The following is a 15902-nucleotide window of genomic DNA, read 5'->3' as shown; positions in this document are numbered from 1 at the left end:
GAGCTGGTTTCATTCGTTCAGGCTACCAGACCTACAGGTTCTACGCTGGGCGAGCCTGATTTGTGCAACAAAGCCGTGTCGCGCTAATAGGATGCCAAAAATTCACGGCCGAAAATTTTTTGAGGGAGTGACCTATGAATAATCACGAGGCCGGGGCGGGCTCGTGCCTCCCCCCCTGGGTAGGGTATTCGCTACGCGGCTCTAGTGCGTTGATGGGTGGACGTATAAGGTAGCCGGCCTGAAGTATGATGTTCAGCACATAATAATCTGGAGCAGGCGCGCTGCGCCGGGAACATGAGCGAACAACGATTTTTAGGCGCTTTTGGGTCTGCCGTCCCTACCGAACACTATGGCGAGCTGACCGTCAACGGAGCAGACACGGTGATTCGCCTCATGGGGCAGAATTTGGCCGACACGTCTACGGCAAAAACCATCTACGGCCAGACAACGCGCGGAAAGGTTTCGTGCGTCGATTGCGTTTCGATGGGGGCGCAGTGGACGTTCGATGGGGTGTCAAAGGCAGAGCAAGCGACGATCTTTCCCCATTACGTGCTCCATGGAAACGTATTCTTCGACCCCGAAGCCGGCGCGATAGCGAGCGTAATGTTCCGGTTTACCGATATCGACGTCTTGTTCGGTGGGGCAGGGGCCGTCGGTAGCTTCTTGGCTTCGCCAGCTCTGATGGAATCGATCCTCACGGCAGCGAAGAAAGAAAGCGCGTCGACTGCCGGCGAAAGGCCTGTTGTCAGCTATTACGACGGTCAGGCCGAGGTCTGGGCCATCCAAACCGTGATCGGCAGGATTTCGGTACGCAACGTGATCGAGTTCGACTCGCAGCACCCCTTCACGCATCGCCTGGCTATGTCGATCACTTTCGACGCGCCCATTGGCTTCAAGGAAAGTATCGATAGGTTGCATCAGGTCCGCCAGTGCCTGACCGTTATCGCAGGCCGTGCGCAGGCGCTCGACGCCATCAAACTTACGCTGCATAGCGCGAACCCGCCTGGAGCAAGCGGACCAATCCGCTTGAATCTGGAGTGGTGTTTATCGCCGAAAGGGCCGGCCGAATCCGATTTTCCGCTCCGCCGTTTCGCACTTCCGCTGGACCGGCTGCGACGGCCAGACGAATTCTCTGCGGTGCTGGAAGGATGGTTCGCCCGGGACGAGGCGTGGCACTGGCCGCGCGTGCGGTATGTGGGATGTATCGAGCACGGCCGCCACTACTCAGCTGACCGGCTAGTTGCCGCTGCCAATATGTTCGACCTGCTGCCGGACCCCGTCTACGCTGCGCCAGGGGCATTGGAATCCGACGTCGCCGAGGCAGTGGCCCAAGCCAAGGCCATGTTCCGGGGCTTGCCCGGAAGCATAGATCGGGACAGTGTGTTAAATGCCCTTGGCCGGGTTGGAAAGCTGTCTCTCCCTAAAAAAGTGGCTCAACGCGGGGATATCGTTCTCTTGCACCTCGCTGCCAAGCTGCCGTCGCTTCAAACGATGCTCAAGGCGGCGATCCAGTGCCGCAACCACTTGGTACACGGCAGTGATTTCGATATCGGTGCAGTTGAACCCTTTATCGATCTGATGACCGAAAGCCTCGAATTCGTCTTTATCGCTTCAGACTTGATCGAGCTGGGTTGGCAGGCCGCCGCGTGGGCAGAGTGCACGGGCAGTGGAGGGCACCGATTTGCCGAATTCCTTGACGCTTATGGCACGTCGATCGATAGTTTCGTTAAGGCGTATGAGGGGCAGTCATCGTAACGCGAAGTCCGGGACTGCCGGGTACCGGCACGGTTTCCTCGGCTGAGACTGCATCGCTTGTCCGTCTAAAGAGCGTACGATAGCGCCAACGACCTCGCTGGTTGCGAGAGTGACATGGGGGATGGTGCGCCTACTTACCTCGCCACAGTGCCTCCAGAGTCCCCATTGGATCAGGCCGGAGGGCAGCGGGCGAGCCGGGCAGCGCCCAAGCGGCTCTGTACTTGCGTCCGAACCGGACGACAGTGCCCGCATCGTACATCCGGCACAGTGCATCGATAGCGGCCTTGTAAGGGATGCCGGCCGCTTGGGCAACATCATGGCCGGACAGTGGCTTAGTTTGGCCTGCGAGCGCCTTGACGATAGAGTTGGATAGCATCACAGTGGAAGCGTCTCCATGCTCAGGTAGCGCGAGTCGGCCCAGCGCGCTGCGCCTGCCGTACCCATGAAGAGGCCGATCCACCCGGCGCAACTGAGGTGCCGAAGCCATTCTCTTTGGCGCTCGACGGCCCCGCCGGTTGTACTTTCGAATCCGATGGACAACCCAGCATGGTCATATTCGTAGGGCAGCATAAGCAAAGCCGGAGCATGTGCTGTGCATTTGAGAACGAGAACCCGATTGCTGGCGAGGGCGTAATGCTTCCTACTGCCCAGCCAGTGAAACATTGATCCTAGCTCATGTCCGAGTGCGCGGACGTCGGGTCGGCGTGTCCACTTGAGGAAGCCTACTTGCTCCCGCTCGTCGACATCCATGTACCTGTTCCTAATTTAGGAAGCCAGCAGCCCAGCATTTATGCGGGTCTCAGCGTGAACTGTGTAAAAAGCTGTGTGAACACAGCCGGAAACAGGTGGATCGTTAGGTAGGTCAAGGGCATCACAAGTCCGGCTAGGTCGGCAGGTCGGTCGGTAGACGGTCGAGGCATCACAAGTCCGGGCAGGTCGGTCGGTAGATCGGTAGGTAGATCGAGGCATCACGAGTCCGGCCAGGTCGGCAGGTCGTCAGGTCGGTCGGTATATCGGTATATCGGTATATCGGTAGTAGGTAGAGGCGCGATGATACCAGCCAGGTCGGCAGGTCAGTTGGTAGATCGGTAGGTAGATCAAGGCATCACGAATCCGGCCAGGTCGGCAGATCGGTCGAGGCGCTATGAGACCAGCTAGGTTGGCAGGTCAGTCGGTGGGTAGATAGCTTGGACCATATCGCAGGGTCCGGTTGATAGTTGAATTGTAGAGCTGATGCCGCCGTAAGTCACGCGGTTTTTCGCCGGCCACGCGCGCGCATGAACCTTGGGACGGTCGTACCGTCCCGGCGTCATCCAAAACCGCGAAAGACGTCGACGGCCTGAAAGGCGTCAAAGCGCGCGCATTCCCTACGCGTTCAGAGAACGCACTTGGCGGGGGTCTGTCATAGGAAGATTTAGTAAATATATATATAAAATATCTATATATTCTCTACTTCTCTACCCCTCCGTCTTTTCGGTATTTTTTGAATATTCCGAGCCTCGTCTTTCCTCCCTCTCTAGAAGAGAGCGAGAATGCAGAGAAAACGGCTAAAACCCGCATGGATAGTGCTTCTTGGCCTTCTCTGGCCCGTCTATAGCTAGAGAATGCTACCGAAGGGCCGCCAACGGCTCGGCATGGAATACGAGTAACTACGCATGTTGTTATTTTGCAACATATGTGGAATGCCGGAGCATATTGCGGATTAGGTTTTGTGGCCGCTCTAAGACAACTGTGTTTCATAAAGTCGAATAACTTTTTGCAGCAAATAATAAACGCCTGTCGACTGTTATGGAAACTTTGAAATGCCCTCGTATATTCCTGGATACAACGTGCTGCCGGTGGCACTTGCTGATGAAACTCGCACTCATGTGCCAACCGCCTGCGCGGCCTTTTGGCTCAACCGTTCCCCCCAGACCCTGCGTTCGTGGGCATGCTTCGAGAACGGCCCGGTTCGTCCAATTCGCATTAATGGCCGCCTCGCATGGCCGGTGGATGCCATTGTGCGGCTGTTGAGCGGCCAAACCTAATACATCACATAAAGCCCGGTACGCCCCAGGCACGCTGCCTGGAGCTCCCCTGTACGCTCAGGCGCTCAGTTGTTCGGAAGCGACTCGAACTTCTACCCCTGCCTGATTCAGCATCCACACTTCAATCTTCGTATGCCACATCCGCAGCAGATCGATCGGCCTGCGGATGTAATGCTTTTCCGCGATGGCGCTAGGCTTGTGCCCCATGATCTGCGCTACCACGCCGGCTGGGCACTCTACCCACTCGCTGAGCGTGCCAAATGAGCGGCGCAGGCCGTGGATAGACACATGCGGCAGCTCGGCTGCCTCTAGGGCGCTGTTATGGGCCTTGCGCGGCTCCTGGATGCGTCCACTGGCAGCGGTGCGGCTGCTGAATACCCATTCATTGGTGCGCGGCAGGGCGTCTAGCAGCGCAGACACGTACGGGGTCAGCGGAATCGTTCGATTAGCTTCAACCTTGTCCTGCAAGACCATCGTGCCCCACTTGAAGTCCACGTCAGTCCAGCGCAATCCGGCCATTTCTTCGCGTCGCGCGCCAGTCAGCAGGAGGGCTTGTAAATAGGCGCTAGCGATAGGATTTTGAATTTGCCGGACCTGCTTGAACCACGGCGCCAGTTGCTCGCGCTGGAGACAATCCGACTTCGCCGCCGGCTTGGGGAGTTCGTCCTTGGCGACACACGAAGCGCATGCGTCGGGGCTGATTTCGGTCTTGTATTCGGCGCGCATGACGCACCAGTTCAGAAATGCACGTAAGCGCACGAAGGCGTTCATTGCCACGGTGGCCCTATGCGCCTCGCCATTCAACCATTTCCGCACAAACTCTGCGTCAATGTCACGCAAAGGGCGGGCGAGCACTGTGACCAGCACGCCGGGCAGGGTGGTTTCCCCTTCTCCCTTTTTGCGACCACGGGTTTTTTGCCGGCCGCCTGGATCAACCAGTCGCTGATGGTCCAGCAGGGTGCGGGCACTCCACCGGTTCTTTCGAGCCGCCATGTAGGCATCCCACGCTTCACGCGCGGGAGTCTCGGCGCGGCGGCAGGCGTCGCGCTTTGCTGCCTGCTCTGCGACAAGTTCAGCCTTCTGCACCCTAGGATCGTGCCCGCTGTCGACCAACACTTTAAGGCGTCGCGCTTCCGCTTGAGCACTGGCAATATCCCAGGTCGACGGCGAGCCAATCGTCATGCGGATGGTTTGGTTGTTGAGCTTGGCCTGGAAGACGTATGCCTTGGCCCCACTAGATACCGCTCGAAGGCCGAGGCATGGCGCGGTGGCGTCCCACATGAACGCCTGTTTACTGTCGGCGGGACAAGTAAACGCGTCGACTCGTGCCGCAGTGAATTTAATTTTTGCCATAGTGCTGAATGTCGTGTAACCGCTGTGTAACCCAGCAGTGAGTATAGTTGTGTACTCAGATCAACACAAGGCTTGTGAAGAAATACTGTAAGATACTGAAATATATGGATTTTTACGTTTTTCAATACGCTCTAAAACAAATCAGTATACATTGAACTTCTCATTCGTAATGCGAAGGTCACCAGTTCGATTCCGGTCAGCGGCACCAAGAATTCAGCAGGAAATCAAGGGTTGTACGTGAAAGCGTGCAGCCCTTTTTTCTTGCCCGAGCATTCCTGCCTGCCTGCCATCCAGGCGCCATCCTTGTCGCACCGTTACTCCCACATCAGCAAGCATTCACCAGAAAATGATCGGCTGAAAGTTGCGTAAAATACATTTACATTTGTAGAAATGTGATTGTCTTGGTAAAATACTGTCCGCTTGAACGCACTACCTCCCCACTAACAGCGTTGGCTTGGCCCGGATCGACAGGCCGTTCACAACGCATGCTCCAGGCACAGCCCTGTCCTGAACAGGACGGCTTTGCCGCCAATGGCCGCGAAAAGCAAGGCTATCCATGAACAGCCTGTTTCCTTGCCCGAGCAGGGCACAGGTGCAGGCACACCCTGGTCTCCGTAACGGACTGTGGATACCGGTGCGCGGCTTCTGGAGCCGAAAGAAAGGAATCAATGACAGCAAGGAACACCAAGCGCGCCGCTGCGCTGGCAGTGGCCATTCTCGTTTGCACACCGGCCCGCGCCGAGGAACCGGTCGCGTCTCCCCTCAAAATCGGCGGCGCAGTCCGCTTCAACTACGTCTACAAGAGCTGGCAGGACGATTACAAGAGCGGCTTCTTCGGCCTGGACACGGCGCGCCTGAATGTCGACTACGACGACGGCACCCTGATCGGATCGGCCGAGTACCGCTACAACAACTACCCGAAAGGGCAGGGCGGCTACTGGCAGCACTTCCTGCACCACGGCTGGGTCGGCATGCGCTTCGCCGACAAGAGCACGCTGCACGTCGGCCTGGACAAGCAGGTGTTCGGCTTGTTCCCCTTCGCATCGAATAATTTCTACTCGTCGATTGCCTTCTACGCCGGCTTCGAGGACAAGTACGACCTGGGCCTGACCTATGCCAGCAAGCCCGGCCCGTTCGAGTGGCAGCTCGGCTTTTATCCGCGCGACGGCGGCTCGTATGGCGGCGGCGGCAACACGGCCGGCGCGTCGAACCGCTATTCGTACAACATCGTGGCCGACGACAGCGAGCAGGGATTCGGCACGGGCCAGGACGACAGCGAGCGCAATACCCTGGTCGGACGCATGGCCTGGCATGTCGGACCTGACGCGCAGCACGAGATCGGTATCTCCGGCCTGACCGGCGAGATTCGCAACGGCGCGGGCGTCGATACCCGGCGCAACGCGGCCGCCGTGCACTATGCCGGGCCAGTCGGCCCCTTCAAGCTGATGCTCGAGGCGGTGCGCTACCGCTACCGGACGGCGCACGATGCCAGCCAGACCTATGGCGGCCTCGATCCCAACAGTTTCGTGATGCTCGGCGCCTTCGGCTATCCGTATCCGGTGGCATCGAAAGGAAATATCTATATCGCTAACCTCAGCTACGCCATTCCCGGCAAGCTGGGGCCATTCAGCGGCTTCAAGGTCTACAACGACTACAGTGTCCTGGACAAGAAGATCGGCGGCTACAAGGATTCGGTGCAGAACGTCACCGGCCTCAGTTTCTCGTCGGGAAAATGGTCGTTCTACCTGGACTTCATGCGCGGCAAGCACCACCCTTACCTCTCGCCGGATGCCGGCGGCCTGGCTGCAACGCCCGCGAACCATGACCGTTTTACCCGCCGGATCAACCTGCAAGCCGGTTACTACTTCTGATCTTGCAGCATGTGCCGGCGAAAGGGCAGCCGGCACCTTCTTTCGTTTGCGAACGGAAACTGATTTTTCCTGTACGCCGCGCTTTTCACTGCCATCTTTACCTAAAGTCCATCGATCTAACAGCTCTGTTAGTCAGCGCACTGTCCCGCCTTCCCGGCTGTTATAACTTTTGTATCGCGACGCGGTTTTCCCGACGGCCGCAATCGTGCGGTACGCCAGAGCGGCGTACGCTGTGAGACGGGATGCGAAAGTGACGTGTTACGAACAGGAATTCGACGGAACTTTTGAGGTCGCCAGATGTCATCGATGAGAATCCTTGACCGAAGGCATTATCCGAATGATCCATTGATGTAGCGCAGTCCATTTTCGCGCCTCCGTTTTGTTTCGAGCGCAATCGGGGAGAATGTGGATCGGGTTTCGGTCTACTCCGCGGTGATCTACTTTTTACGAGGACAAAGTCATGGATAATCAGAAATCGAACGAGGGTAAAGGCGTTGACGCAGGCAAGCAAGGCGCAGGCAACAGCATCGGTAAAGACCAGCAATCGGGCCTGAACAAGGACCTGCAATCGGGCGCCAGCAGCCAGAAGGGCACCAGCGGCTCGTCGGGCAGCACCGGTTCGTCGTCGGGCAGCATGAGCGGCGGTTCGTCGTCGAGCGCCAGCCCGGTCACCAGCGCAACCAGCGGCGGCACCAGCAACGCCAGCAGCGCAGCCGGTTCGTCGGGCAGCATGGGTTCGTCGAGCGGCGCAGGTTCGTCGTCGGGCACCTCGGGTTCGTCGGGCGCCATGGGCTCCTCGTCGACCGGTTCGTCGATCGGCTCTTCGTCGACCGGCAGCTCGGCCTCGGGCGCGGGTTCGTCGGGTTCGTCGGGCGCCATGGGCGGCGCATCCGCTTCGGGCAGCAGCGATGCATCCAAAGACTCGTCGTCGAAAGACGCGAGCGTGCTGTCGTCGGTCAAGCCTGAAGACATGCACAAGTCGATCGACAAGGCCGCCGAGGCAGCCCAGCCGATGGTCGACCGCGTCGTCAGCAGCGCCCACGCCGGCGTCGACAAGCTGAGCGGCCTGCTGAGCAGCGCCCAGGAAAGCTTCGGCACCCGCAAAGAGCAAGTCAACGACACCTACCAGCAACTGGCCGACTCGGGCCGCGAGTATGTCCGCGCCAAGCCGGGCACCGCCATCGCCATCGCAGTCGGCGTCGGCTACGTCCTTGCCAAGCTGCTGGGTGGCAGCAACCGCCGCGATTACTAATCGCACCGGCTGATCGCGCCCGAGGCAGCAGCACGCTGCCTTGAGCGGTCGCTTCGCCTAACCCCGGCCGCCGGTGTGCTGGCCGGGGTTCGGCATTCAACAAGAATTCAGAAGGGAGAACTTATGCAAGCTCAATCGGTGAGCGGGGCGACGCACGCCCCTACGGGGGGCATCCCGGCTCAGAATCTGCCCGATGGCGCTGTGGAAGCGCGCCGCTCCGGCGTGTCGTGGGGCGCGATCTTCGCCGGCGCCGTGGCCGCCGCTGCGCTCTCCCTCGTGCTCTACCTGCTCGGCTCGGGCCTCGGCTTCGCTGCCGTCTCGCCATGGTCGGACAATTCCGGCGTCGCGCTCGGCATCTCGGCCATCCTGTGGCTGACCTTTACCCAGCTCGCGGCGTCCGCCGTCGGCGGCTACCTGGCCGGACGCCTGCGCGTGAAATGGGCCAGCGTGCGCACTGACGAAGTCTACTTCCGCGACACCGCGCACGGCATGCTGTCCTGGGCCGTGGCCACGCTGGTCACCGCCGCCTTCTTTGGCGGCCTGATGGGCAAGATGGCCGGCACGGCGGTCGATGCCGGTACCGGCGTCGCCAAGGCCGCCATGGCCAGCGGCGCGGCCGCGACCGCGGCGGTGGCGAACAGCGATGGCGGCAACGGGAACAGCGCGGGCGACAATCCGCTCGACTATTTCTCCGACATGATGCTGCGCAGCGAAAAGCCAGGCACTGTCGACGACGCCAACCTGCGCCGCGAAACCGTGCGCATCCTGGCCAACAGCGTGCCGAACGGCAGCCTGGCGACCGAAGACCGCGCCTATCTCGCCACCCGCATCGCCGAGCGTACCGGCCTGGACCGCGTGACCGCCGAACGCCGTGTCGACGACGTCTATGCCCGCAGCGCGGCAGCGGCGGCCAAGGCCAAGGCGACAGCAAAAGAGGCCGCCGACAAGGCACGCAAGGCAGCCGCCGGCACGGCGCTGTGGCTGACCGTGTCGCTGTTCATCGGCGCCTTCATCGCCAGCTGGTGCGCCACGATTGGCGGCCGCCTGCGTGACAACTGAACGTCACGCTCGATCGATCAACAGAAAGGGAGAACATCATGCGTTCGATACTACTTTGGTTGCTGGGGGTGCCGATTCCGATCATCATCCTGCTTGCGATCATCTTCTAGCAGCAGCTTGACAGCAAGCTTATACAACAAGACGCCGGCAATGCCGGCGTTTTGTTTTGGCGGACACGGCCGTTGGTAGGGTGGTCGGCTCCACCCGGGCAGGTGAACCTGGTTGGCGCATGCGCCGCCCACGCGTTCAACGCATGGCGGCGCCGGCGCGATATTCGAGCGGAGTTGAACGCGTGGAAGGCGTTGGCGCCGCGTGTCGTCGAGCGCCCGGGTAGAGCCTTCCACCCTACGAAAACCGGCGCATGCCGGCGCCAGATCCGGCCAGAGGATGGGGGCGCCGGCCACCAGCCAGCGCCACACCCTCACTTCATCGCCGTCGGCTCGCCCGCTTTCGCCGGCGTGTCATGGGGATGCTTGCTCACCCGCCGCACGCCGCGCCACAGGAAGTTCTTGAAGTCGTCCACATAGGTGAACACCGCCGGCACCACCAACAAACTGAGCAGCGTGGAAGTGATCAACCCGCCGATCACGGCAATCGCCATCGGCGAGCGGAAGCTCGGGTCGCCCGACAGGCCCAGGGCCAGCGGCAGCATGCCGGCGCCCATGGCAATCGTGGTCATGATGATCGGCCGCGAACGCTTGTGGCAGGCGTCGACCAGGGCATCGAAGCGGTTCATGCCGGCCTGGCGCGCCAGGATCGCATAGTCCACCAGCAGGATCGAGTTCTTGGTCACGATCCCCATCAGCATGATCAGGCCGATCATGGTCGGCATCGACAGCGCGCTGTTGGTCAGCAGCAGCGCGACAAACGCCCCACCGATCGACAGCGGCAGCGCCGCCAGGATGGTCAGCGGCTGCATGAAGTCGGCGAACAGCAGCACCAGCACGCCGTAGATGCACAGCACGCCGATGGTCATGGCGATGCCGAAGCTGGCGAACAGCGCTTGCATCTCCTGGGCGTCGCCCAGTTCCGCAATCGTCACCGAAGCCGGCAGCGTATTAAAGGCGGGCAGGGCGCGCGCCTCGGCGTTCACTTCGCCCAGCGAGCGGCCCGACAGCTCCACTTCCAGCGTCACGTTGCGGCTGCGGTTCAGGCGGTCGATCTGGGCGGGGCCGCTTTCCATGGTGATGCTCGCCACGCTGGCCAGCAGCACCGGTCCGTTCTTGCCCGGCACTGTCAGGCGGCCGATGGCGTCGAGGTCGGCGCGCACCGCATCCGGCAGCTTCACGCGGATCGGCACCTGGCGCTCGGACAAATTCATCTTCGCCAGCGACTGCTCGTAGTCGCCGGCGGTGGCCACGCGCACGGTCTCGCCAATCGCAGCGGCGGTCACGCCCAGGTCGGCCGCGCGCGCGAAGTCGGGCCGCACGATGATCTCGGGCCGCACCAGCGAGGCGCTGGAACTGACGTTGCCGATGCCCTGCAGCGTGCGCAGGTCGCGTTCCGCGCGCTGGGCCGCCGCAGCCAGCGCGACCGGGTCTTCACTGCGCAAGACCAGCTGCATCTTGCTGCCGGTGTCGGCCTGGCCGACGGTAAAGCGCGCGCCGGGAATACCGGACAACTGTGTCCGCATCTGGCGTTCCAGTTCGTCGAGCTTGGCGTCGCGGTCGCTGCGGTGCACGGTGGTCACGGTCAGCACCGCGCGCCGCGCCTCGGCTGCCGCGCCGGGTGCAAAGGCGTCGCCGCTGGAGCCGCCGCCGATCGAGCTGAACACGCCGGTCACGCCCGGCACCCGCATGGTTGCCAGGCGCGCCTGTTCGGCGACCGCATGGGTTTGCGCCAGCGTCGAGCCGGGCGGCAGTTCGACATTAATCAGGGTCTGGCCACGGTCGGCAGCCGGCACGAAGCCGGTCGGCAGCAGCGGCACCAGGGCAATCGAGGCGGCGAAGAACAGCGCCGAGACGATGGCGGTGACCAGGCGGTGCCGCAGGCACCACTGCATGGTGCGCATGTAGCGGCGCATCAGCCGGCCGTCCTTCTGCTCGTGCTGCTTCGCGGGCTTCAGGATGTAGGCCGCCATCATCGGCGTGAGCAGGCGCGCCACCACCAGCGAAGCCAGGATCGCCAGCACCGCGGTCCAGCCGAACTGCTTGAAGAAGCGCCCCGGAATGCCGCTCATGAAGGCGGTCGGCAGGAACACCGCCACCAGCGAGAAGGTGGTGGCGATCACCGCCATGCCGATTTCGTCGGCCGCTTCCAGCGCGGCCTGCATCGGCGACTTGCCCATCTGGAGGTGGCGCGCGATGTTCTCGATCTCGACGATGGCGTCGTCGACCAGCACGCCGACCACCAGGGCCAGCGACAGCAGGGTCACCATGTTCAGCGTGTAGCCGAACAGGTATTGGCCAAGGAAGGCCGGGATCACCGACAGCGGCAGCGCCGCGGCGGCCACCAGGGTGGCGCGCCAGTCGCGCAGGAACCACCAGACCACCAGCACGGCCAGTACCGCGCCTTCGTACAGCATCTCCATCGAGGCGTCGAAGTTTTCCTGCACAGGTTCGGCGTTGTCGACCACTTCCTTCAGGATCACGTTCGGGTGCGCCTTCTGCAGGTCCGCCACGGCCTCGCGCGCGCCTGCGGCCACCTCGGTCTCGCTGGCGCCGCGCGTGCGGAACACCTCGAAGCCGATCACGCGCCGTCCATCCTGCTCGGCCAGGGCGCGCGGTTCGCTCACGGTGTCGATGACCTTCGCCACTTCGTCCAGGCGCACGCGGCGGCCGTCGGGAAGCGGGATGTCCATGCGTGCCAGTTCCTGGGCGCTGGCGACGGTGGCCAGCGTGCGCACCGACTGCTCGGCGCCGCTGACGTCGCCGCGTCCGCCCGGCGCTTCGCGCTGCACGTTGCGCAGCTGGCGCGAGATGTCCAGCGCCGAGACGCGCAGCGCCGCCATGCGCGCATCATCGAGCTCGACGCGAATCTCGCGGTCGACGCCGCCGATGCGCTTCACCGCGCCCATGCCGGGCACGCTCAGCAGGCGTTTCGACACGGCGTTGTCGACGAACCAGCTCAGTTCCTGGTCGTCCAATGCGGTGGCGCCTGGCTTGGCGGTGGCGGTAAAGGTGAGCACGGCGCGGCCGGCGGTCGCGGTCTTGGTGACGCTCGGCTCGCGCATCTCGGCCGGCATGTCGGCGCGCACCTGGGACACGGCGTCGCGCACGTCGTTCACCGCGTCCGACAAATTTTTATCGAGGATGAACTCGACGGTGACCGTGGCCACGCCGTCGAGCACGCGCGTGTAGATGTTCTTCACGCCTTGCAGCGTGGCGACCGAGTCCTCGATCTTGCGCGCGACCTCGGTTTCCAGCTGGGCCGGCGCGGCGCCGTCGAGGGTGGCGGTGACGGTGACGATCGGCAGCTCGATATCGGGGAAGAACTGGATCTTGTTGGCCTTGAAGGCGAGCAGGCCGGCCAGCGTGAGCAGGGCGAACAGCAGGATCGCCGGAATCGGGTTGCGGATCGAGAGGGCGGAAAAATTCATCGGCTGCCCCTCAGCGCGCGGCGCCGGACGATGCGCCGGCTTGCGCACTTGTCGTCAAGTTCGCTGGCGCATTCGCCGGAGCGGCGCCGGGCGTGGGCGCAGCAGGCGCGGCTGCACCTGCTGCACCCGCAGGCGCCGCCACATTCCGCACCAAATCCCCATCGTTCAGGAAGCCGGCGCCGCTGACCACGATCTGCGCGTCCGGCGCCAAGCCGCCCAGCACCTCGATGCGCTCGCCCAGGCGGCGGCCGGTGGTGATCTTCTGCTGGCTCACGCGGCTGTCCGCGTTCAGGCGGAACACGTAATTGAACCCGTCGCGCACGGCGATCGCCTGCTGCGGCACGGTCAGCGCGTTCGATGCGCCCATCTCGAATTCGCCGCCCGCGAACATGCCGGCCTTCAGCGGCGCATTCCCGCTCATCGCCGGCGGCAGGTCGACATAGACCAGCGCGGTGCGCGTCTGCGCATCCACGGTCGGCGCGATCATGCGCACCTTGCCCGTGACTTCGCTGCCGTTGGCCGCTTTCACGATGGCGCGCGTGCCGGGCTTGATGCGGCCAATGTCGGCGGCCGTGACTTCGGCGCGCCATTCCAGGCGGCCCTGGCGGATCAGGCGGAACAGCTCCGTGCCCGCGCCGACCACGGCGCCGACGGTGGCGTTGCGCGCCGAGATCACGCCGCTGTCGGGCGCGACCACATTCGTGTACTTCAGGCGCAGCTGCTGCTGGGTGAGGGTGGCGCGGGCGGCGGCCACGCGCGCGGTGGCGGTGTTCGCGGCGGTGACGTACTGCGCCACCTGCTGCTCGCTCATCGCGCCCGAGCTGCGCAGGGCCTCGCCGCGGCGCGCGTTGGCGGCGGCTTCCTCGGCGTTCGCCTGCGCTTCCTGCAGCGCCGCGCGCGCCTGGGCGACGTCGGCGTTCACGGTGTCGGCCGAAAACACGGCCAGCACCTCACCCTTCTTGACCACGTCGCCGACATTCACGCGCACCTCCAGCAGGCGCAGGCCATTCGACTCGCTGCCGATCACCGCTTCCTGCCAGGCGGCCACGTTGCCGTTCGCGCCCATGCGCAGCGGCAGTTCGGCCGTCGACGGGCGTGCGGTGGAAACGGTCAACGCCGGCGTGGCTGGTGCGTTCTTTTTCTTGTCGTCGGCATCCTTGCCGCAGCCGGCGAGGGCCAGCGCAAGAAGGATCAGCGCGGCCGAGCCGGCGCGCGAGGGGAAGCGGGTGGTCGTGAATGGCATGGGCTAGGTTTCCGTGGTCTGGCTGCGCCGCGGTTGGCGTAATCGAAGCAGTTTATCGCAAAGGCAAGCCGGCTCCTCGGGTGTTCGAGTCCGGCCTCTAAAATGCGATCCCGCTACAATGGGTTTTTGCGCTGGAGGTGAAGATGAAGACCTTGCTATCGATCGCGGCCCTGGGCTGCGCACTGCCGCTGCAGGCGATGGCGCAGGACGCCGCGCCCGCCGATCCGCCTTGCCGCGCCGAGGCCCAGGAAGCGCAACGCGCCTCGGCCGCCTTGCCGGCCCGTGCCGGCACCCGGCCCATGCCCGAGCGCGGCACGGTGGCACCTGCCAACCGGGTGCCGGCGCATGTGGAGTCCGCGTCGTCGCGGGCGATGGCTGCCGCCGCTCGCCGCGATGCCGGCGAGGTAGACGATGCGGCAAAAAAAGTTGTAACCGAATGTGAGCCGGCGGCGCAGGCCAGGGCGCCGGGGGACGAAGGTATGCGGCGCTAAATGGCGTGAATTGCACCGAAACAGTGCAATCCACGGCGCAGACGCACCCGCATGATGCGCTGCGACATAGATCCTGGTGAAAGTGGTGCCGGGGCAGTGGAGGGGGGCTAGTTGCTGAGAGGCGATACGGTATTGGTACCGTAGTTTTACCGTATTGCGGTGCACAATAAACCGCGCTATATTGGAACCGTCTCCTCCAGTTTTCTCCGAATACTGGATTACCGCCCGGTACCGCAAGGTACGCGGGCGTTTTTTTTGGGTGATGAGTAGGTAGCGTTACCCGTACGGTGGGCACTCCGTGCCCACGCGGTTACGTGCTTATCCTTGCACTGCGTTCGGTGACTCGTCGCTCGCCAACGTGCAGCTTGGCCTCACGCCATGCCCGACGTATCGTCCACGTGATGCGCCGCGAGCAACACCTTGCTGCAGCGGACTACGGACCCGTGCATACCGCGTGGGCACGGAGTGCCCACCGTACGGTCAACGTTACGGGTCAATCCGGTACTAGCGTTATTCAAACTCCCTCGCCCTGGAAACTCCCTGCACGCCAGGTCAGCACCAGCGTATCCCGGTGCCCATGCTCGCCCAGCGGCTGGATCGGCGTCGACTCATGGATCACCGCCGCATCGTCCAGCAGCAGCATGGTCCACGGTTCGGTCATCGTGAAGCGCTGCCCGCGCGGACCGTTCGCTTCGAACACGCGCGTCTCGCCGCCCTTGATGCCGGCGCGGTCGATCAGGATCACGGCCACGTAATCGACGCCATCGCGGTGCGCGCCTTCCGGCGTGGGCCGGCCGATGCCGTCTGCGGTGTCGATGCGGAACTGGTGCGCTTCCACGTACCAGGGCTGTTCGCCCTTCACGTTCGAGCACACCGCGCCGAGCGCCTGCAGCAAACGCTGCCAGGCCGGCTGGGCGATGGTGTCGTCTTCGATCGGTTCGAACAAACGGTGCATGCCCCCGTGCAGGGCGTTGTACTCGACCGGCTGCCAGTGCGCGCGGTGCGGCGTCTGCTCGAGCGCGGCGCCGTTGTCGACGAAGCAGGAGTGGCGGCGGCGCCGGTAGCGGCCGCCGTCCTTCAGGTAGTTGTCGAGTTCGAGGTGGTCCCAGCTCGGCGCCAGCGCCTGCAGCTCGGCCAGCGGGCAGCCGGCCAGCTGCGCCACGTCGGCGGGACGCAGCAGGGCATAGCCCTCGCCGCGCAAGGCGTCGACGAGGCGGGAAGGGTCGGTGTAGGGTGGTTCGGAGGTCATCATGCCCGGAAGCGTAGCACCTTTCGCTTCCGGTAGTGAAGGGAGGCCACGCGGCCTGCCCTTC

9 protein-coding genes are annotated in these 15902 nt (G+C 63.2%); 5 read left to right on the top strand and 4 right to left on the bottom strand.

What is annotated here, in order from left to right; genetic code table 11:
* The first annotated feature begins 294 nt into the window (after positions 1-294).
* Entirely contained in the window at positions 295-1755 is a 1461-nt protein-coding gene (locus QPK31_RS05085; RefSeq protein WP_290421855.1) for a hypothetical protein, read from the top strand.
* 2084 nt (positions 1756-3839) lie between these two features.
* Here the strand turns inward: QPK31_RS05085 and QPK31_RS05075 are convergent.
* Positions 3840-5135, bottom strand: coding sequence for an integrase family protein (locus tag QPK31_RS05075; RefSeq protein WP_290421853.1), 1296 nt, complete (start codon positions 5133-5135; stop codon positions 3840-3842).
* 668 nt (positions 5136-5803) lie between these two features.
* Here QPK31_RS05075 and QPK31_RS05070 point away from each other — a divergent pair.
* The 3 genes from QPK31_RS05070 (at position 5804) to QPK31_RS05060 (ending at position 9317) form a co-directional block, all read left to right on the top strand.
* Positions 5804-7006 (top strand): hypothetical protein, encoded by a 1203-nt coding sequence (locus QPK31_RS05070; protein WP_290421852.1) that lies wholly within the window; start codon positions 5804-5806, stop codon positions 7004-7006.
* A gap of 460 nt (positions 7007-7466) precedes the next feature.
* Positions 7467-8258, top strand: a complete 792-nt coding sequence (locus QPK31_RS05065) for a YqjD family protein (protein ID WP_290421851.1) — start codon at positions 7467-7469, stop codon at positions 8256-8258.
* Between the two features lie 123 nt (positions 8259-8381).
* On the top strand, positions 8382-9317 hold the full coding sequence (locus tag QPK31_RS05060) for a hypothetical protein (RefSeq protein WP_290421850.1): 936 nt from the start codon (positions 8382-8384) through the stop codon (positions 9315-9317).
* Between the two features lie 421 nt (positions 9318-9738).
* Here the strand turns inward: QPK31_RS05060 and QPK31_RS05055 are convergent, their stop codons facing one another.
* Together QPK31_RS05055 and QPK31_RS05050 are read right to left on the bottom strand one after the other, a co-directional pair.
* The gene (locus tag QPK31_RS05055) at positions 9739-12855 is read right to left on the bottom strand and encodes an efflux RND transporter permease subunit (protein WP_290421849.1); all 3117 of its coding nucleotides are present in this window, start codon (positions 12853-12855) and stop codon (positions 9739-9741) included.
* A gap of 10 nt (positions 12856-12865) precedes the next feature.
* Positions 12866-14098 carry an efflux RND transporter periplasmic adaptor subunit gene (locus QPK31_RS05050; protein ID WP_290421848.1) on the bottom strand — a complete coding sequence of 411 codons (1233 nt, stop codon included), beginning with the start codon at positions 14096-14098 and terminating at the stop codon, positions 12866-12868.
* A gap of 143 nt (positions 14099-14241) precedes the next feature.
* Here QPK31_RS05050 and QPK31_RS05045 point away from each other — a divergent pair, with 143 nt between their 5' ends.
* Complete coding sequence (locus QPK31_RS05045; protein ID WP_290421847.1) at positions 14242-14589, top strand: hypothetical protein; 348 nt, start codon at positions 14242-14244, stop codon at positions 14587-14589.
* Positions 14590-15103: 514 nt separating this feature from the next.
* On the opposite strand, the gene QPK31_RS05040 is transcribed toward QPK31_RS05045, so the two are convergent.
* Positions 15104-15841 (bottom strand): 2OG-Fe dioxygenase family protein, encoded by a 738-nt coding sequence (locus QPK31_RS05040; protein WP_290421846.1) that lies wholly within the window; start codon positions 15839-15841, stop codon positions 15104-15106.
* Positions 15842-15902 lie beyond the last annotated feature (61 nt).

Source organism: Massilia sp. YIM B02769 (assembly GCF_030411995.1).
GTDB lineage: Bacteria > Pseudomonadota > Gammaproteobacteria > Burkholderiales > Burkholderiaceae_D > Telluria.
The sequence above is the reverse complement of the archived record's forward strand: the minus strand, read 5'-3'. Positions and strand labels throughout refer to the sequence as shown.